This is a genomic window from Ignavibacteria bacterium (assembly GCA_016707005.1).
In the GTDB taxonomy this organism is placed as follows: Bacteria; Bacteroidota; Ignavibacteria; order Kapaibacteriales; family Kapaibacteriaceae; genus UBA10438.
Genome location: JADJIQ010000004.1, coordinates 197,515 through 217,094 on the forward strand (window position 1 = coordinate 197,515; position 19,580 = coordinate 217,094).

Annotated in this window: 14 protein-coding genes and 2 tRNA genes; 5 read left to right on the forward strand and 11 right to left on the reverse strand. The window is 52.0% G+C overall.

Features of this window, described 5'->3' with window-relative positions; translation table 11 throughout:
* The first annotated feature begins 6 nt into the window (after nucleotides 1-6).
* The 3 genes from IPI29_07500 (at nucleotide 7) to IPI29_07510 (ending at nucleotide 4,321) form a co-directional block, all read left to right on the forward strand.
* On the forward strand, nucleotides 7-1,944 hold the full coding sequence (locus IPI29_07500; GenBank protein MBK7412383.1) for a S8 family serine peptidase: 1,938 nt from the start codon (nucleotides 7-9) through the stop codon (nucleotides 1,942-1,944).
* An 8-nt stretch (nucleotides 1,945-1,952) separates the two neighbouring features.
* On the forward strand, nucleotides 1,953-2,585 hold the full coding sequence (locus IPI29_07505; protein ID MBK7412384.1) for an SDR family oxidoreductase: 633 nt from the start codon (nucleotides 1,953-1,955) through the stop codon (nucleotides 2,583-2,585).
* 68 nt (nucleotides 2,586-2,653) lie between these two features.
* Nucleotides 2,654-4,321 (forward strand): ATP-binding cassette domain-containing protein, encoded by a 1,668-nt coding sequence (locus IPI29_07510; GenBank protein ID MBK7412385.1) that lies wholly within the window; start codon nucleotides 2,654-2,656, stop codon nucleotides 4,319-4,321.
* On the opposite strand, the gene IPI29_07515 is transcribed toward IPI29_07510, so the two are convergent.
* A complete protein-coding gene (locus tag IPI29_07515; GenBank protein ID MBK7412386.1) occupies nucleotides 4,322-10,816 on the reverse strand; it encodes a hypothetical protein in 6,495 nt (2,164 codons plus the stop codon).
* 163 nt (nucleotides 10,817-10,979) lie between these two features.
* On the opposite strand from IPI29_07515, the gene IPI29_07520 reads away from it, so the two are divergent.
* Nucleotides 10,980-11,052, forward strand: a tRNA-Ala gene (locus tag IPI29_07520).
* Nucleotides 11,053-11,067: 15 nt separating this feature from the next.
* A tRNA-Asp gene (locus IPI29_07525) sits at nucleotides 11,068-11,141 on the forward strand.
* 144 nt (nucleotides 11,142-11,285) lie between these two features.
* Here IPI29_07525 and IPI29_07530 read toward each other — a convergent pair.
* From IPI29_07530 to IPI29_07575, 10 genes are all read right to left on the reverse strand, one after another.
* Nucleotides 11,286-11,855 (reverse strand): hypothetical protein, encoded by a 570-nt coding sequence (locus IPI29_07530; GenBank protein ID MBK7412387.1) that lies wholly within the window; start codon nucleotides 11,853-11,855, stop codon nucleotides 11,286-11,288.
* Between the two features lie 5 nt (nucleotides 11,856-11,860).
* Nucleotides 11,861-13,132: a hypothetical protein gene (locus tag IPI29_07535; GenBank protein ID MBK7412388.1), complete on the reverse strand. Its 1,272-nt coding sequence runs from the start codon at nucleotides 13,130-13,132 to the stop codon at nucleotides 11,861-11,863.
* Nucleotides 13,129-13,842, reverse strand: a complete 714-nt coding sequence (locus IPI29_07540; GenBank protein MBK7412389.1) for a hypothetical protein — start codon at nucleotides 13,840-13,842, stop codon at nucleotides 13,129-13,131. Before IPI29_07540 ends, IPI29_07535 begins: the two co-directional genes overlap by 4 nt.
* Nucleotides 13,843-13,867: 25 nt before the next feature.
* Nucleotides 13,868-14,215 (reverse strand): hypothetical protein, encoded by a 348-nt coding sequence (locus tag IPI29_07545; protein ID MBK7412390.1) that lies wholly within the window; start codon nucleotides 14,213-14,215, stop codon nucleotides 13,868-13,870.
* Complete coding sequence (locus IPI29_07550) at nucleotides 14,197-14,751, reverse strand: biotin transporter BioY (protein ID MBK7412391.1); 555 nt, start codon at nucleotides 14,749-14,751, stop codon at nucleotides 14,197-14,199. The genes IPI29_07545 and IPI29_07550 overlap by 19 nt, the downstream gene beginning before the upstream one ends.
* Nucleotides 14,752-14,770: 19 nt before the next feature.
* Nucleotides 14,771-15,583: a carbohydrate ABC transporter permease gene (locus tag IPI29_07555; protein MBK7412392.1), complete on the reverse strand. Its 813-nt coding sequence runs from the start codon at nucleotides 15,581-15,583 to the stop codon at nucleotides 14,771-14,773.
* A 14-nt stretch (nucleotides 15,584-15,597) separates the two neighbouring features.
* Nucleotides 15,598-16,200 (reverse strand): nicotinate (nicotinamide) nucleotide adenylyltransferase, encoded by a 603-nt coding sequence (nadD, locus tag IPI29_07560; protein ID MBK7412393.1) that lies wholly within the window; start codon nucleotides 16,198-16,200, stop codon nucleotides 15,598-15,600.
* Between the two features lie 12 nt (nucleotides 16,201-16,212).
* The gene (nuoF, locus tag IPI29_07565; GenBank protein ID MBK7412394.1) at nucleotides 16,213-17,544 is read right to left on the reverse strand and encodes an NADH-quinone oxidoreductase subunit NuoF; all 1,332 of its coding nucleotides are present in this window, start codon (nucleotides 17,542-17,544) and stop codon (nucleotides 16,213-16,215) included.
* Between the two features lie 64 nt (nucleotides 17,545-17,608).
* Nucleotides 17,609-18,025: a response regulator gene (locus IPI29_07570; protein MBK7412395.1), complete on the reverse strand. Its 417-nt coding sequence runs from the start codon at nucleotides 18,023-18,025 to the stop codon at nucleotides 17,609-17,611.
* Complete coding sequence (locus IPI29_07575) at nucleotides 18,025-19,503, reverse strand: PAS domain-containing sensor histidine kinase (GenBank protein ID MBK7412396.1); 1,479 nt, start codon at nucleotides 19,501-19,503, stop codon at nucleotides 18,025-18,027. The genes IPI29_07570 and IPI29_07575 overlap by 1 nt, the downstream gene beginning before the upstream one ends.
* Nucleotides 19,504-19,580: the final 77 nt, after the last annotated feature.

The window sequence follows — 19,580 nt, forward strand, 5'->3', positions numbered from 1 at the left end:
CTGACGATGGCAACCATGACGGAAAAGAGCACTGCCCAGCGTATACCCTGCCGTGTTGTTTTTTCGGATAAGGGGCCGGTGGACTTCGTCCCCGGAACGCCGGTCTATGACACCCTCCTAGCCCGGTTTCACCCTAACTCATTGGAACGCAGATCCAGCATGGGAATGAGTCCAGTACTCGATTCACTCGATGCACCTGTCTATGCCCCCTACCTCGACTCGATTCAGTCGATCAGCGACTCCATCTTGATCGTCCTGCCATGGTTCAATTCCGTTACGGTTGGTCTAACAGAAGCAGAACAAGGACAAGTTCAGGGATTGCCCTTCGTAACATCGGTGATTCCCACGTCGAGCATTTCCTATGGACTGAATGAACCGCTGGACTGTGAAGCACCGCGGTATGGATATGCCGATCGACAGCAAAGTTTCCTTGGTACAGCACCTCTGCATAATGCCGGTATCTATGGCAAGAATGTCCGTATAGGCATGATCGACAATGGATTTCGGTGGAGATCGATGTCGTCACTTGTTCACCTAGATGTTGAAGCAGAATATGACGTGATCTACGGTGATTCCGTCACGGCCAACGAGCCGATCGATGTTCGACGGCAGGATGAACATGGCAGCATCATTCTATCGGTGATCGCCGGCTGGGAGCAGGACTCACTGATCGGTATAGCTCCATTTGGCTCCTACTTGCTTGCCAAGTCAGAGGACATGCGGTACGAACGCAGGATCGAAGAAGAACTCTATGCTGCGGCGATCATATGGCTTGAGCAGCAAGGGGCTGATGTCTCAAGCTCATCACTAGGCTATCGGATCTACGATTCAACAGAATCGCAAACACCATATTCTGCGTTGGACGGCAAGACCACGTACGCCTCAAGAGCGATCAACATTGCAGCCAGTCGGGGCATGATCTGTGTTACCGCTGCCGGGAATGACGGTCCGGCTAAGAATACGCTCAGTACGCCGGGCGATGCAGATAGTGCCATTACCGTTGGCGCTCTGGCAACCGACGGCATCTCTCGCTGGCCACAGTCTTCATGGGGACCAACTGCCGACGGACAACAGAAACCAGATTTTGCTGCTCTTGGAATGGGCGCTGCCGGACAGGAGGTCTCCGGGCTGTTCACGTTCTCGTCGGGAACGTCAATGGCTACGCCGATGGTTGCCGGTCAGGTAGCCTTATTGCGTGAACTCTATCCAGATGTGGCTCCTTGGACCATTCGTGAGGCACTTCAGGTATCGTCGCTATTCTCTTCCGATCCCGATTCAGTTCTCGGCTACGGCTCTATCGACGCTGCCGCTGCCGCACGATATCTTGGACCGGGGATCGGTCCACCAACGATCGTTACCGTTGATAGCAAGAGAACGGTGTTGGCTTCGGTCTTTTGTGACCTCGCTGTGGACGTGAAACTCATCATCAAGGACCCGATCACAGGACAGACCTCTACGGTGCAGGGACTTCGTTCTGATGATCCCTGGTATCTGTTCGCTATTGAAGAATCGCAGATCTTCCGCGATGAAATGTATGCACGAGTCGAGGCAACTGTGACGGGGTCTTCACGGCGCGGTTCCTTCCCTCGCGACACATCATGGTTCATTCTGCCTCGAAACGCAGTCATCAAGCCGTGTGGCGTGCGCCTTCCGGGATCTGTTACCACGGTCAATGATGATATCACAGCCCATCTTGAGCCAATGGTCGTAGATCACCCGCTCTCTGTAGGAACTCGGGTGATCGATGTAGTAGGTATCAAAGAGCCCCTTATTGACATTCGTCTGGTGCACATCACGATGGGTACAGAGATACCTTGCGCATTCACATCATTCGATGCCGATCGAGTGCGAGTGCGCACTTCCGAGGACCTCGAACGCGGAGCATATCTTATCGTTCTTCGATACGAGAATTCGTCACAGACCCTTCCGATCATCGTCCGCTGAAGAATCCCATGCCCACAATGTTGATCACCGGCTCCTCCGGCGGACTCGGCCGCGTGGTTGCCAACCAAGCTCGAACCACTGGCTGGAACGTCTTTGCAGTGAACCATGAACACGGCGATCTCGCTGATGAGAATGTTCTGCAGAGGCTCGTTCCCGACATACCCCAAGATCTGACGGCCGTGGTCCACCTTGTTGGGGGCATCACCGCTGGGAAGCCCCTTGACCAAACGACGCAATCGGATCTTGAGCACATGCTCCGGTTGAACGTGACAACAACCTTCAATGTCATGCAGGCGACAATTCCGCTTCTGCGATCGAATGGAGGGGGCTCCATCGTCACCATCGGCGCTCAGGCGGTTGTCCACCCTGTTCCGAACAGATCACTCTATGCGGCTTCAAAATCGGCCGTCGTATCACTTACCCAGTCGGTGGCAGAAGAAGGACGAAGCGAAGGCATACGATGCAACTGTATTCTTCCAAGCGTGATCCGCACCGAAGCCAATCTTGCTTGGGCCGATGGTGCGATGGCAGATGAGTGGGTAACACCTGAGCAGATCGCAACAACGATCCTGCATCTATGCTCTCCTGAGTGTGGCCTATCGGGTGGCGTGATCCCCATGTTTGGTCGAGGTTCATTTTGAACGCAGCTTCGTCTCCGCGCTCAACGTTTCTCTTTCTCCTACGCTACTACAGGCCGTATGCTGGACGAATGATCACAGCACTTGTGTTCATGATCCCAAGCAGTGGTATCAGTCTGGCCTTTCCGGCACTCACGGGAACGATCATCGATAGGATCATCAGTAGCGATGCTCCGTCTGAGTTGTTGCAGACTGGTGGAATCTTTCTTGGACTACTGTCGTTGCAGGCATTCGTAGGATACTTCGTTTCCGTGACGATGGCTCGAACAACAGAGCGTGTGATCGCAACCTTACGAGGAAATCTCTTTCATCACATCGTGAAGCTCCCGCTCTCGCACCTAACCACCCGTCGTGTTGGTGAGTTGTCGTCTCGATTATCCAGTGATCTAACACAGATCCAGGAGACGTTCTCATTCTCGATCCTTCAGCTTTTGCGACAGAGTGTGTTTCTCATTGGATCGATCACTCTGATCCTAATGACAAGCGTACAACTCACGATACCAATCCTCGTTGGAACTCCAATTGTAGTAGGAGCTGCAGTTCTGATAGGACGTCGCATACGGAAGTTGAGTACAAAGACGCAGGATGCACTGGCACGTACGTCAACGATCGTGGATGAGACACTACAGAGCATCAATGCCGTAAAGTCCTACGTTCAAGAACGCTACGAGTCCGGTCGGTACGATGAAGCCTTGCATGAGAACGTCACGTTAGCCATCTCAGGGGCCCGACTTCGTGCGATCTTCGTGACCTTCATCATCTTCACCATCTTCGGGGGTATCGCTGCTGTGATCCTCTACGGAGCAAAGCTGGTAGCATCCCATGAAGTATCGATGGGACAACTGTTGTCCTTCCTCATGTATGCAATGTTCGTTGGTGGAGCGTTGGGATCGTTTGCTGAGTTATTCGGGCAGATCCAGAAATCCCTTGGAGCTTCGGTGCGGATCCGCGAGCTGTTCGACGAACCCATCGAAGATGTCGGAGAAGATGCGCCCCCTATCACGCTCTCTTCGATCGAACTCCGCGATGTTCAGTTCTCGTATCCGGAACGCTCAGAGATATCAGTGGTAACGGGGATATCGCTAGCAGTTGAGAATGGACAGCGTGTGGCCTTCGTTGGTGAAAGCGGTGCCGGCAAGTCAACTACAGCGGCCTTGATGCAACGTCTCTATGAACCAACGAGCGGCACCATCCTTTACGATGGAAGGCCAGCTTCGGAATTCACTCTTGCGCAGGTGCGACGGAACATCGGCGTGGTTCCGCAGGACATCGTGCTCTTTGGAGGGTCGATCGAGGACAACATACGATATGGCAGACCGGATGCTACGCACGAAGAAGTTCGTGAAGCAGCCCGAGGAGCGAATGCCTTGGACTTCATAGAGAAGTTCCCTGAGGGATTCAAGACACTTGTTGGCGAGCGCGGTATCAAACTCAGCGGTGGACAACGTCAGCGTGTGGCGATCGCCCGCGCCCTGTTGAAGAATCCACCGATCTTGATCTTGGATGAAGCGACAAGTTCACTTGATGCCGAGAGTGAGCGTTTGATACAAGAAGCCCTTGAACGCCTGATGTCTGATCGTACAACGATCATCATCGCTCATAGACTGAGTACAGTTCGCACATGCGATAGGATCTTTGTGTATGCTGGTGGTACAATACAAGAGTCCGGCACGCACGAGGAGTTACTCGCACATGCCGGACTGTATCGGCGTTGGTGTGACCTTCAGTTCTTGCGTTGACTATTGAACCACGGTCAATGGTACCGATGAGATCATGCCTGTCTGATCCGTCATCACAACGAAGTATGTCCCTGACGAAAGAGTGTCCACGGTGACGGTCACTCCGTGGATCCCCTTATCAAGTTGGCCATCGAACAATGTTGACACCGTACGTCCAACAGCATCTTTCAACACTATCGTGATGTGGGATGGGACCTGAACGGCTACAGGGATAAGACTTGCTTCATGTGCCGGGTTCGGAGCCGGATCAAGCAGGTACGGACGATAGCGGAGATCTCGCTCTACACGTTCTGCCTCGCCGTCATCCACAGACGTTGGTTGGCCACCGAATCGGCGTTCAACAAGGTCACCATTTGCATTCTGACGTACCGCACGAAGCACCATGTTCAGTCGTTGCGGACCTACCTGAATGCCGTTGCGATAGACCTGAACATTGCCGGCGATCGTATCGAGCTCTTGTCCAAGGGTGTAGTAGGTGTTGTCAGGTCCAATGGTCGACCGCATATGCCACGAAGCATTGTTGCGATCAACTACCACCGGATTGTCTCTCTCACGTTTCCATGAAGAAGGGGCTGATGGTGATGAGCCTGATAGGGTGATGAAACTCCGTTGGCCCGTTGATGGAGATGTTCTGTCATACAGATCAAGGGCTGCAAAGAGCTCTCCTTCTGCGTTGAACGATACATCAAGGTGTCGAATGTACCCCTTACCATCTCCGAGATCAACATCAGTCGGTTGGGACCAGGAGCCTGCTTCATAGACGTAGGAAGACAGAACTCTCTCTACCTCGGTTGTGTCCTTGATGTCGTGTTTTGCAACCAGCATGATCGCACGATTACCGGCCACGGACATATCGATGTCGGTGATCGCCATTGATCCGTTCGATGATGCAACAACCACAGGTGTAGACCATGCAGTTTCGGTGCTCGATACGAACCGCGCATCCGACGAGCCATTCTGCCCATTCTCATTTATCCATGAGATGAGATACGTTCCATCGGCAAGGACTCCGATCGATAGGTCACGATCAAGTCCCGAAGTTGTAGCGATCGTGCGAGGATCACCCATCTCCCACTTCCCATTCACACGGAAGAGTCGAGCACCGGTGATGTCCGTAGACGAGGCCGACGGCTCCATGCTTGCCCATACAGCCATGGCATTTGTTCCATCCGGAGCAACAGCGATCTGAACATTGCCATCCATTCGATTGCCCGACGCATCTGCAACCTTGAAGGTGTTCGTAACACCGCCAACTGCGGCATCGAAGAAGGCAACATGAACGTTCTCAGAACGAAGCAGCGTGCCAACGCTCTCTCCATTCTCTACGTCACCGGCATTGCGGTCATTCTGAGTCCAGGTAACCAAAGCATCTCCATTGGTTCCAACCAACGTTACCGATGGATCATGGATACCATTGCGATTTCTAGCGATTGTTCCTGTCCGCGAGAACTGGTGTGCTGAGCGATCGAGAGCACCGATAACAAGTGTACCCGAGTTATCCAGCTCTGCATGTTCTACCCATACAGCCACCAGGGCACTGTCATTTGCGGCGAGTGCCGGACTAGGACGGTAGTATGGTGTTTCTGCAGGAAGCTCAGCGATCGGTTCAGAGACCTGTGGACGATCTCCTGATTCCTGCTTAAATCTCGGTTTGAAGATCGATTCCCAGCTTTCGCTGTAGATCGGGAAGGATGGCATGGTATAGGGCGACGTCCAGGAATAGAGTCGACCCTTGAACAGATCGAGTTTAATAAGACCCCAAAGAAGCGAGAGCTCCAGCGTGAACCACACACTCGGATTCAGTGTCGGTACGTAGTACTGACGTGTCACATTGTTTACGATCCCGCTGTAGACCTCCCCTGTTGCGATGAGATCATTGACGGAGATGGATGCACTGATCCCGGCAAGCCCCTTGATAAAGCTCAATTCTAGGCCACCACCACCTGAGACATTTATACCAACAGCCTGACTGGATGGCATGAGATTCGCTGCTTCGGGATCACGAACGCTTGGAACGGTGCTGGTGTTTTGAAGTGCGCCCGACTCATTGGTAGCAAGGTTGACAACAGAGATCTGCTGTGTTCCGCCACCAAGAGAGAAGATCGGCTTGAGTTCAACTACACCACCAGTCTCCTCGTCCTCTGCGTCCCCGATGATATCACCGATCACCTTGGCCATTTCGTTGATGAACGACACCATGCCAACGCCATTGGCACTGAAACTCGATGAATACAACGCACGGACGCGAAGTTCACGCAATGGAATGCCGTCCGACTCTTCGAAGGCACGTATGGCTTCAAACTCTCCCGACTTTGTACCATCATCTGCAGTGACGTTGTAAGAGAAGTTGACCCCACCGAACAGTGTGATAGTAGGCGGCCAATGGCAGTTCTGTTCATCGACCGGACCAGCGAAAGAGAAGCCCTTGGTCGTTCGATTGTATAGAGCATCAACAGTCACATTGAGGGGGCGATTCGACTCGTCCAAAGGAATTCCAAAGACGATCTCATTGAACAGCGGAATGATCACGCCAAATGTAGATGACGGCATCGGGATCACGACCTTGATCGGAACCGTGGTCTGAGTGGCCGTCCCATTGAGTGTTGCAACACTTCCGTTCAGCCATTCGGCATGCGGTTCGATGTCGAATGCTGTGTACTGCATCTTGGTAGGACGTGTAGCCGTTTGGAATACATAGCCAATGCGAACGGAAACGTGTCCCTGATTCCGAGCGATATCGGGCCACTTGAATTGTGCTACGTCTCGAGCATAGGCGAATATTGACGTCGTATCGACCGTGTTGATGTTTGTCGGTGTCACGCGGAAGGTATCGAGTTTTACGCCCACCGAATTGTAATAGGCAAACGTCAGCGAGTCGATCGCGATCGAGGCAGCCTTCATAGAGAACTTCAAGGAGTCCTGCATCACCGGAGCACTCGATGAACCGGCAAGAACAGACTGCTCGAACTCAGTCTTGTTCATAACGATCGGCTGATCAGGAAACTCGATCATGGTGATCGGGAATGGATAGAACTTATCCAGTGCTGTTGTGACACCTGCAGAGGATTTCCTGATCCAGACCACGTGGAGTGCGATCGAAGACGAGGTATCGTACGGGTTGAGGTTCACACTGGCCCCGGCATTCACATGTGTTGGCAGTGCAGTAGCATTCGGGAACGAATACACGGCCGGTGTAGCGTCCTGGAATGGTCCGTCCTTGTTGATACCAGCGATGCTGACACGAAGACTGTCCCCGATCTCGGACCTAGTTGTGATGAACTGTGCCGGATCGAAGTTTGCACGGAAGACCGTGGTTGGTGCTCGTCCTTGACGGAATGGTCCCCATCCGAGTGATGAGTACACCCAGTTGCGTTGCGGTGGATCGGCAAGTACTCGCGGCATATCAAACGTTGCGAGCGTCTGCGTATACGAGCGTTGCACGTTGCAGAGGTCGGAGCGTACCTTTCCCACGATCGTATACGGTGCGAGATTCGCATCGAGAGTGTTTACATCGAACGTTGGATAATGTATGGTGTCGTTGGATGGTATCTGCATCGCAAACACGTATCGCGTGACGCCGTTCTTGTCAACAAATCGCGTGGAATCGATCTCTTGAATGCCGTCGACGTTTGTGAGGTAGAATCGCTGTGGAAGCGACGCCGTTGTGGAGTCAAGTACTCGGAACGTAGGATACGAGAATCCATACGGTGCATTAAACTGCGGGAATGGTATCACCGTCAACGGCGTGCTGACCAAGACACCTTCATTGGGGAAGGTCAAGGACTTTGAATACAACTGCAACTCCACCGATGCAACTGAAAGCGGGAGTTTGGTCACTACGTAGGAAGAGTCTGCAGCAACACCGTTCATCACAAGAGCTGGCGACGGAGTGACATGTCCTTGGTCTACCACACGTCCTGAGCAATCACGTGCTCGGAAGATCACCGAGTCGATCTTCAGTCCGCTAGCAAGCCCCGTATTCAAAGAAGCTGTTCCGTTCGGAGCCCAGCGCACATCGAGATCAACGATGTCCGTGGATCCCTGCCGAATAGGCGTTGGGTCCACAGCCGGCGGACGTTTTGTTACGTCCATCTTCTTCGCTGTGAAGGACAGGTTCGGCATCTTCATCACAACGGGGCGTGTGTAACGCACACCGTCACGCGGGCCGCCATCGGAGAGATATCGGACTTGAATTGACTGTGTATTGAAGGCACGGAACGAGAATGGTACCTGCACGCTGAGTCCGGGATCATACCCTAGACGATACGGCAAACCTGTGGTGGTTGAGTCGATCGTTGATGGTATCTGGACACTCGTGGTATCCGTAACTCCGCTCTGCTCATTCACACTCAAGACCTGGATGGTCTTTGTCTGAGCAGGGATCTTTGAGAACGTCATCATCGTAGAATACGATTTTGGGCCTGTGATGACGTTGGTATTCTGTTGAACACTCCAATCCAGACCAATCGTATCAATACGAGCGGTGAACTGTACAGACAATGTGTCCGGAATGGTGTTCAAGGCACGTCTGAGCAATGTTCCATTATCAGATGATGTTGGAGTGACCACCCACACCCACAACTGGGCATTCACGGGAAGATTCCCAACGTCTGTGGTCCATTCAACGGAGGTCGTTCCTGCTGGAACTGTCACTTCTGACTGATCGACCGGAGTTATATCGGACGTACCGGAAACGGCGAATCGGACCTTCGATGCGTTCATCGGCAGGTTCGACATTGTGAACGTAACCGGGGTTGGTCGGGTTACGACGAACGGACCATATCCCTTGTTGGAAGAAAGGGTTCCTGGTGAAGGCAACATGATGATCGGATGAGAAACCGAACTCTCCACGGTTGTATCCGAACCCCGCACCACAAGTCGTTCAAAAAGAACGATGGAAGTCAAGGGCAGCACATCCGTACGAATGAGGGCTCGTCCGTACGAGGTAGATCCCAAAACATACGAGCTGTCCGGCCAATACAACATGGTGTCTGCATTGGTGATACCGGTCATCAAGAGAAGGGGCGAACGGACGATCGCAACAGTGGGATCGGTTGTATCAACAACGCTGAATCTCCCGAACACAGCCGTTGGTGGCGGACCTGAGATCGGTTTGAGGTACGTCACTCCCGGTGTGATGGTGGCCGAATCACTCTGTACGAACGGCCCCCAAGAATCTGCGAACAGGAATGCCTTGGATGTGTCTCGCACTTCGATCTCATAGTCGTATTCGGCATTGTCATCACTCATGTCATTCTGGAATTCAGCACGAAGGATCGCCGTTGATGGCGGGAGCTGATTCACATTGAAGACGATCCATGTAGAGTCGATGTATGTCCCCGTTGGTGCATCAAACGTCTTGGTAGCGATCGAATGGCCGTAGATATCGGTAAGCGTAAGGATGGCCTTCGTGATCCGTGAGGGCAGACTGTCCAGCATGATCGTGTCGACCTTCGATATGCCATAGCGTAACGGGATCGAATCATTGATCCGGAACCGTGGTGGCTTTACCGAAGTGGGCACAGTTAGCGAATAGTCTGATTCAGCGGTCAAGAATTGCCCAGCACCATACTTCGCCAACACGCGGAGTGTTGAATTCGGACTCACGTTTCGCATGTCATAGACGAAGTGCATCGAGTCCTTGACAGCATCATACGCCCGCGTGATAGATACCGGCTGACGGATGTATCCGGTTGGCGTCTTGTACTGAATGATCCATTGGAGCGTTGTACAACCTGGGCCAAGACCTTGTACAATGAAGGTATTGGTGAGGTGAACTGCAGGTTTGAATGGACCAAAACCCTGGGAAGCCAAAACCGTTGGACGTATCAAGGAATCCGTGATGATCTTTTGGAGCACATAGCCATTTGTGGGCTCTGTTGGATAACGCACAAGGGCATTAACGCGCAACTGCCCCGGGTAGAGTGTAGAAGAGAAATTGAGTCGCGCCGATGTTAGCGAGGCTCCTGATGTATCCGCCTGAGCAATGATCTGTCCCCCCTGGTCCGTCACGGTTAACGTTACGCGGGTAGTTCCTGCCGGCAACGATGAGGCTGTGAACGTGGCCGAATGCGGCCTGCCCACGATCACCGGACCAAAGTTGTCTGTTGACGTGAGATTGATGATCGGTGCAGAGATCTGTATCTGCTTTGAGATCGTTGTTGAGTACTTCGAATACTGATTTCGCAGGAAGGCAACGGCTGTTATCTGCGGTGTTGGTTGCCATGGCAGGATAGCCATGTCTACCACGAATGAATTCGCCGCCGAGCGCTGATAGGCAAGGGTCTGAGTGGATGTACCCGTGCCTGCGGTCACCTGGAACATCACGCTATCGAGCCCAACACCGGGCTGAAGGCCCGATATTGAGAACGTGTTTGACCGCGTTTGGCCCTGCGGGAATGGACCAAAACCTTGCGTAGCAGAGATCGTTACCTGCGCACGAACAGACAGCAGGCTGCACAGCGAGAGCAGTGCCAAGACGAACCACTTCTTCATATTTCCCTCAAGAACGTGTACTCAAGATCAGAGCATGTGCGCGAAGGTAAGAAGTAGTTAGAAATACGTAGTCATTTTCAGCAGTAAATCGTAGTGTCTGTGGATATCGCTTCTTTGCCATATCGGGCAAACTCCCTATATTCGCGTTCCGTTTTTCGTGAACGGGCCCATAGCTCAGCTGGGAGAGCGCTTGAATGGCATTCAAGAGGTCAGCGGTTCGATCCCGCTTGGGTCCACTGCGTAACGGTCACGGGATCGTAGCTCAGCTGGTTAGAGCGCTGCCCTGTCAAGGCAGAGGTCGCGGGTTCGAGCCCCGTCGGTCCCGCATCCCGTAAAAAAGAAAGCCTGATCTCACGATCAGGCTTTTCTTTTTTATTCTCCATTCGCTATTCGCTATTCTCTATTCGCTATTCTCCATTCGCTATTCTCCATTCGCTATTCTCTATTCGCTATTCTCTATTCGCTATTCCTAATACCGTATCAGCGAATATGCCAACACAAGATTCAACGAGAAGTTCTTATCGCGGAATCTGTCGTACGATGAGAAGCGCGCTTCACCTCCAATTCGCACCCTGTCGGCTACAGGCCACATGTACTCTAATGCAAGGAAGACAGCCGTACTTGCTGTTGTGACTGCGGTTACGGATTCGCGATCATCAACAACTGAGGAGAGAATCGCGGTTCCGAATCCAGCAGAAACTCCAAAGTTGTCCATTGGGTGCATCGAGAACACAAGGAAGAGCGGATATGCATTCAGAGATGAATACTCTACAGCTGTGCTGGCCGCCGGATCGATACGATAGAGGTTTGTGTATCCTATCTCAAGACCCACGTCAAGCATATGTTCCGGACTCCACATCATCCGAGCATATCCATTGAGACCGTTGCGTGAGAGGCCGTCTACCCCGTATGGAAAGACGGACATGTTGTACACATAGCCCCCTCCGAGAATCCCTTCTACTGTGTAGAGACTATCGGTTTTAGCTCCTGCGTGGCCAACTGCGACCAATGCGAACGCCACGATGAGAATGTTCTTCATGTTGTTCATTGCATCAGAAGGTTAAAACGAGCGTACATGGCGTAATTCGAGAGAAAGCCATTGAACCGACCGCTAGTTTGAAAAAGATACTCACGGATGTATTGTGGGGGATCTACTGTCCAGGTCACAACTCTCCGTCCCTGAGACTGCATCTTCGCCACTGTTTCATTCTGCGTACCATCTGACCAACGTGGCGACCATACCTTACCGTTCACGGCCTCGCAGTCGTCCGGAGATGTCTCGATCAACGTTGGCAGATCTTGGTAGTTCGGAATCGCTTTGAGTTCGTCCAAAAGATCAGTGTTTGGGATACCGATGTAGATCTTGACATTGCGTCCGATAGCATCCGCACGATCTTGAGCCTTCTTCACGATCGGGATCATATCAGCGATGATTCCCTTCCCTACAGACTTCGTATCGAGATACACGAAAACCACCTTGGTTTGGTCGATCACGGCATCAAGAAAGGCCTCGAGTGTAGGCATCTTTTCGCCATGGATCAGGGTGATCTCAGATGAAAGTACAGGCCATGTATAGTCCTCTGTTGCGCCAACCAGGGTATTCTTTCTCACCAGACGAGGGTTGATGGAACCGTCGTGATACAAGAACAGAACCCCGTCCTTGGACTTTCGAATATCCACTTCAACGCCATTACATCCGATCTCCTCTGACTCACGAACCATTTCAATCGTGTTCTCAGAATGACGGATTCCATCCGACATCCGACCTCCGCACCGGTGACCAATGAGAATGAAATTGTCGAGATCAGCGATGGCCTTTGCACTGAATGGCCTCACATAATGGAAACGAAGTGGGACGGTTGGTGCAGAAGTTCCCTCACCGAGGGAAGCACGGATCTCGATCTTCGCAGGGCGTTCACCAACACCATTGTTCATGATCCATGCCCCACCCTCTTCTCGTTCAATGTACCCTTGTACAAGACCTGTTTCATTTGAATTCTGGTACTTCCAGTATCCTACCATGAGGATCACTGAATCGAGGTTCCCTACCTGGAGCACCATGAAGCCCGACTTCTTCCCAGTGTAGATGGTGATCTTATCGCCCGAGCGTCGAATCGCTACAGAGTCTCCGAACATCTCATTCCCTGTATCAACGGCATACACGCCATCCATCAGATGTTCCTGCTCTTCGGTAAGGGGGCGTGTTTGACTTATGAAATCCTGGGGAACATCCGGTGGCTTGATGATACCCGACTCGTCGCACCCAAATGCGAGCAAAGCCATGCATAATGCTGAAATGAATCGAAGGTGTTTCATAATCTGATCCCCAATACGGCTTCAGGAACGAAGTAATACTTGTCGAAAGTTGGCGCCAAAATCCACGTTGGATAATAGAACTTTATCGTGTTTCCGCGCAGACCAATGATCACATATTGATCCTTCCATAGCGGCTGCTCAACGAAGGCTGCAATCGTGAATCCGTTGAAGGCACTGCTTAGGTAAGATGTTTCGATCTGTCCGGTCCGTCCGCTCAACTGGATCAGATAGTTGAGTTCGCCTTTTAGCGTTACAAGGACTCTACCAAACTGATATCCCATGGAGAGATTCGGATAGGTTAACCAGCCGTAGGCAGATTGGTCAAACTGTTCTTGATTGACACGACCTCCGAACCACGAAACATCCCATCCCAAATAGGCATGGAACTTCTCTGTAAAGTCGTATCTCCACTTCGGACCGATCGTGGCATTGAACATGACGATATCGGTTGAAAACGTTCCTTCAAGTGCGAAGTTTTCCGGAAGACCCATCAGTCCACGTAACGAGAAGAGCGGCCAACGATAGGTTTGCGCCTCTTCTACCACATCGTATGGTACGCGGGCAAACAGAATGTCAAATTCGGATTTCACATCCCAGGTTTCGAGTTTCTCCGGGTAATAGAATCCACCAGACTCTGTTCCGAGTGTCTGTGCTGTTAGTCCAAAGTGCGCAATCAGCATCAATGAACTGACAAGTACGTATCGAATCATTTGCACGAATCCTCCTTGAGTGAATTCACTCTCCGCTGCCGCGGAATTTATCGTCGTCGTTATCGAACATGAAGTTGAAGGATGTCAACGATCCGTAGATCCGTGTGATGTATCCCTGTAACTTGATCTTTTCGCCAACCTCAAGCCCCTTATTCGCATTGATCTGTTGTTCCATCACGCGAAGATTATCTCGCATCATAACAATCTTTTGCATGAATCGTTCCATCGACATCTCATGCTGCTTGAGTTCAGGATGAGACGGCTTGAAGATCACTATCGCATGTTGCCATTTCGGAGCAAGGTCCGCGTTGTGCCTCTTCTCTACCTCGTCTGCGATCATGCTCGCAAGCAATTTCAGTTCTGCGTGTTCCATCTTCCGATCCGAGCTGATATCACAAGAAGAATGGTCTTCACCACGTCACCAAGCAGAAATGGAGCGACACCCATCATCCATACGTTGGAATACCCAACGAACTGTCCGAGGACGAGTGCACCACTTGAGAGGATCACTGCGGTTGCAAGGATGATCGCCGACAATGCTCCAAGGGGCTTTTTGGTTACGCCGCTATCTCGCATACTTCCAACGATGGCAGTTGCTGCGATGAATCCGATCAGGTAGCCCGATGTTGGGCCCCAGAGTGCAACAAGTGCTGTGAAGCCTGCAAAGACCGGTAGGCCAAGGGCTCCGGCTGTGAGATAGATACCGATCGAACCAAGTCCGATAGTTCGTCCAAAGAGCAATGGCCAGAGGATCACGGCAAAGGTCTGCCCCGTGATTGGAACCGGTGTGAATGGCAATGCGATCCGCACCTGCGTCATCGCCATCAATACCAATGCACCATAAATACTCATGGCGATCGGATGCGTCATCACAGAGGATTGACGTTGAGTAGAGGGTATGCTAAACATCGGGCAAAGATAGGTGAAACTATTCCTTCAACGCACCTGCTGTAAGTCCCTCAATGATCCTTTTCTGAAAGACTACAAAGAGACCTAGAATAGGCAAGGCTGCGATGCTGGCACCAGCCATGAGGTGACCCCAATCGATGGATTGTTTTCCTAGATAAAAAGCAAGACCAACGGGTAGGGTTCGGTGCGCTTCATCATTCGTGAACAGAAATGGGAACAGGAATGAATTCCAGTTAGATAGGAACGTATAGATAGCCAATACTGTGAGTACCGGACGTGCAAGCGGCATAACCACACGGAACATGATGTACCATTCGCCTGCACCATCAATGCGAGCTGCGTCTTCTATCTCAGAGGGCATCGACTCAACATACTGTCGAACAAGAAATATCCCGAACGGAGTAACGAGCCACGGAACGATCAAAGCCCAGTAGGTATTGATCCAGCCTAATTCAGCCATGAGCCGATAGAGCGGGATCATGATCACTTGCTGTGGCACAACCAATACACCTAGGATGGTTGCGAAAAGCAATGCCCTGCCTTTGAACCGCCGTCGAGCAAAGGCATATCCTGCCCATAGACAGAAAAGAACATTGCCTGCGGTTACCACCGTTGCTACTAGCAGTGAATTCAGAAAGTACCGAAGGAAATTATCGGACCGCCATGCGTCTGCATAGTTATCAAACGTGGTTGCCGCTCCAAGGATCTCACTGAGCGTTCCATACTGTTCGGGATTCGCACGTAGTGAGGTAACCACCATCCATGCCATTGGTGCGATCATTCCCAGTGCTACGATCGTCAACAACACATTTGTTACGACCCGACCAGTCATCACCATCGGCCGCGTCACCTGTATAGCCCCATCTCTTCGATATGATCCCGTACGGCCTTCACAGTGAGGTAGTTAATACTCTTCCCTGCTGCCACTCGGTTTCGAATATCGGTGGACGATATCTCAAGCAATGGAGCGCCGATCCATACGGGTTTACGTCCGTCAACGGTGAGTGTCTCGGTCATTCGTTCTTCCATCTCCGGAGTGAGGAGGAAGGGGCGACGTACGATACACAGCTGCGCCTCTCTGCAGATATGCTCCCATTCGCGCCACCGGACAAACTCAACGGCTTGGTCACTTCCTATGAGAAGGCAGATCTCTGAACCCGGACGTTCTTGTGCGAAGTCACGTATGGTATCGATCGTATACGATACACCGCCACGCCGGATCTCACCATCGCTGACATGGAACTTCGGATGCTGTACCGTTGCAAGTCTCACCATTGCAAGTCTGTCCTCCGGTGAGGCCAACGTAGCACCCCGAACCTTGAACGGCGATTGCATTGCCGGCACAAAGACACACTCATCAAGCTCCATCTGATCGCTGAAACGATCAGCGATGATCAGATGAGCGATATGGATTGGATTGAATGAGCCGCCAATGATGCCGATACGCATGATGGAGGTCTGTTACGACAACGTCTTGACAAGTGTCGATGCCGAACTGCGACGTCCATGGACAACATTCAGGGATACCAAGGAACGGCTTGGGCGACAGCGTGCCTCGAACTCATCACGGAACTTCTCGATGAAGCCCTTCACCGGCCACGCTGCAGCGTCTCCCAGTGCACAGATCGTGTTGCCTTCAATGTTCGATGCGACGTTATAGAGCAGATCGATGTCTGATGATACCGCTTCTCCGTGATGGAAACGATGCAAGACCTTTTCCATCCAGCCGCAACCTTCTCGGCACGGAGTACACTGCCCACAGGACTCGTGATGATAGAATCTTGCGATCCGCAACGTAACGGCAACGATATCTGTGTCTTCGTCCATGACCATGATGCCTGCAGTACCGATGTGGGTACCGATCTTCTTCAGCGATTCTTCATCCATACGAACCCCTTCGAGTTCGTCGCCGCGTAGCGGAGGCATCGATGAACCACCAGGAATGACGGCCTTAACCTTCTTACCGCCCGGGACTCCGCCGCAAACGTTGTGGATGATGTCTGTGAGCAGGGTTCCAGTTGGGAGTTCGTACACGCCCGGCTTTACCACATGGCCGCTTACTCCGTAGAGGATCGTACCGGAATGTCCCGGCGCGCCAATGGCTGCATAGGCTTCTGCTCCCATCGAAAGGATCGCAGGAACAGTTGCAATGGTCTCAACATTATTGATCGTGGTTGGCATTCCCCAAAGCCCCTTATTCGCAGGGAATGGCGGCTTGAACCGCGGATAGGCACGATCGCCTTCAAGCGAATTCATGAGCGAGGTTTCTTCACCGCAGATGTAGGCACCTGCCCCCTTATGAACCACGATATCGATGGTATAGTCACCACCAAAGGTCTGCTTCATCCGCTCGCCGAGGAATCCTTTTGCATAGGCTTCATCCACGGCTGTCTGCATGCATTCTACCCACTTATGATATTCACCTCGGATGTAGATGAATGCCTTTGCAATGCCCATTGCATATCCGGCAATGAGGATGCCCTCGATCAGTTGATGAGGGTTCTGTTCAAAGATCTGACGATCCTTGAATGAACCCGGCTCCGATTCGTCACCGTTGATGGCAAGGTACTTGGGCTTCTCATTTCCCTTTGGCATGAAGGACCACTTAAGACCAGTTGGGAAGCAGGCTCCGCCACGACCCCGAAGACCGGAACGCTTTACTTCATCCGTTACCTGGTCAGGCGTCATGGTCAATGCCTTGCGATAGGCCTTGTAACCGCCATGAGATTCATAAACATCCACCTTGTGAATGTCCTGAATGATCGGGAGGACGATGTTGGGAGCTGCGTACATGCCTTTTCCTGAGCGATAGATGTGAAACGACCTGGCAAATATAACGCAGAACAGGCGCTCAGAATCAGCTATCGTACCGTTCGTTGTATCTATCGAGGAGCGATCGCAGCAGGTCCGTGGTGATCGGCTTTTCGAGATAGTCGGTAACGTCTCCGTAACTCTTGGCCCGCGTTTGGTCACGGTCGTCGGCCGACGAGGAGATCATGTAGATATCGATCTTCTTCGAGAGATTGGCCTTTTTTGTATGAAAGGCGTCTAGGAACTGCCAGCCGTCCATGAACGGCATGTTGATATCCAGGATCAGCATGTCCGGCAGCACGTCCGGTTCACCCGCATGGCTCTCCAAATAACCGAGAGCTTCCTCACCATCCTTGAACCATTTGAACCGAACATCACCATCGATCCGCATCAACATGCGCTCGGTAGTGAACTGGTACACGCGATCATCGTCAACAAGGGCTATGAGGAGTGACGATGGCATCAGATCTCGCCTTCGTTACTCATGGGTGCAAAATTGATCCGGAAGGTTGTCCCGTTATCAATGATGCTATGTACGGTCACACTTCCACCCATGGATTCAACGATGGTCTTTACGAGGAAAAGTCCAACTCCCCTGCCGGCAGAACCGCGGTGGAAGGATGTTCTGATCTTGAAGATCTTCTCACCGTACTTATCAAGGTCGATACCTAGTCCGTTATCGCTGATCTCCAGGAACTGACCGTTTGCGTCAGCTGATGCTGTTATCCGAATCCGAGGCGGACGCCCAGGTGCGGCGAAGCGAATGGAATTGGTGATAAGCTGACGAATGATCGTCTCTAAGTAGGACCTTGGGTACTCGATCACAGGGAGCGAATGGACATCGGTCGTGATCTTCGAACCAGACTCGCGGATCATGTCGCCAAGACCTTCGGCGACCTCAGTAACTACTTCTTCGATCTGCAGGCGTTCGAGATTCGGGATGTCTTCATGACGCACAATAATGGCGTTCGTGAGATCTTCCAGTGTGTCAAGCAAGAGTTTAGAACTCTCCTTTATGTGCTTGATCGTATCCTCGGAGCTCTCTTCACTATCATCAGTACCGAGCACGTCGAGCAGCGAAACAATGTTCCCAACCGGGCCGCGCAGGTGGTGCGAGATCACATAGGCGAATTCTTCAAGCTGATCACGCTGTTTCGTCAATTCGCTGACCAACGTACTCAGCTGAGCCTCGCGCACATGGTGCTCTGTGATATCCTGAAATGCCCCGTACACTCTCACAACTGAACCGTCCAGCACTTCGGGCATGATACTTACACGAACCCAGATATGCCGCCCAGAATACGTGATCAGCGGCAATTCGATATCCTGACGAATGGCACTTTCGATCGCCATATTCACAGCGTCTCGTATCACTTGCCTGTAGCCTTCTGCATAGAACCCGATCGCCGACTCTACCGTTGGTTCGTAGTCATCCGGTACTTCATGGATCCTACGCGTCTCTGCAGTCCAGAACAATTCGTTCGTGGCAACTTCAAGACGCCATCCACCGACCTTGGCCATTTCACTTGTTGCGGCCGCAACGGCATCTTGAACAACGATCTGGTCGCGTAACGCCACATATTCCGAAACGTCGCGCACGGTGGTCTGCAGTTCTATCACAGAGCCCTTCATGTCCTTTACCGGCATGGTCATCAGAACCATATGCCGCTGACCAAGACGCACCGTTCGTGGCATGAAAGGGGCTCCTCGGATCACTGCATCACGGAACGCGGTGCCCACGAATTCTGCATCATCCGGATGGAGGAGGTCCAGAAGGTTCTTCCCTTGGACAGCAGGCATACCCAAAACAGCGGAGGCTGATGGGCTAGCAAAGTGGATCACTCCGCTGGGTGCATGCAGGAGCAAGGCTTCGTGACCGGTATCGGTCAGAAGCTTGTCGAATGTACTCGGAACGCTGGTCTGATGTAGAAGGTTTGGCACGGGCAACAACAAAGTTGCCTCGAAGACCTGGGGGTTTCAAGTCGTGGAAGTACGTGATTCGTATAGGGTTTACTACG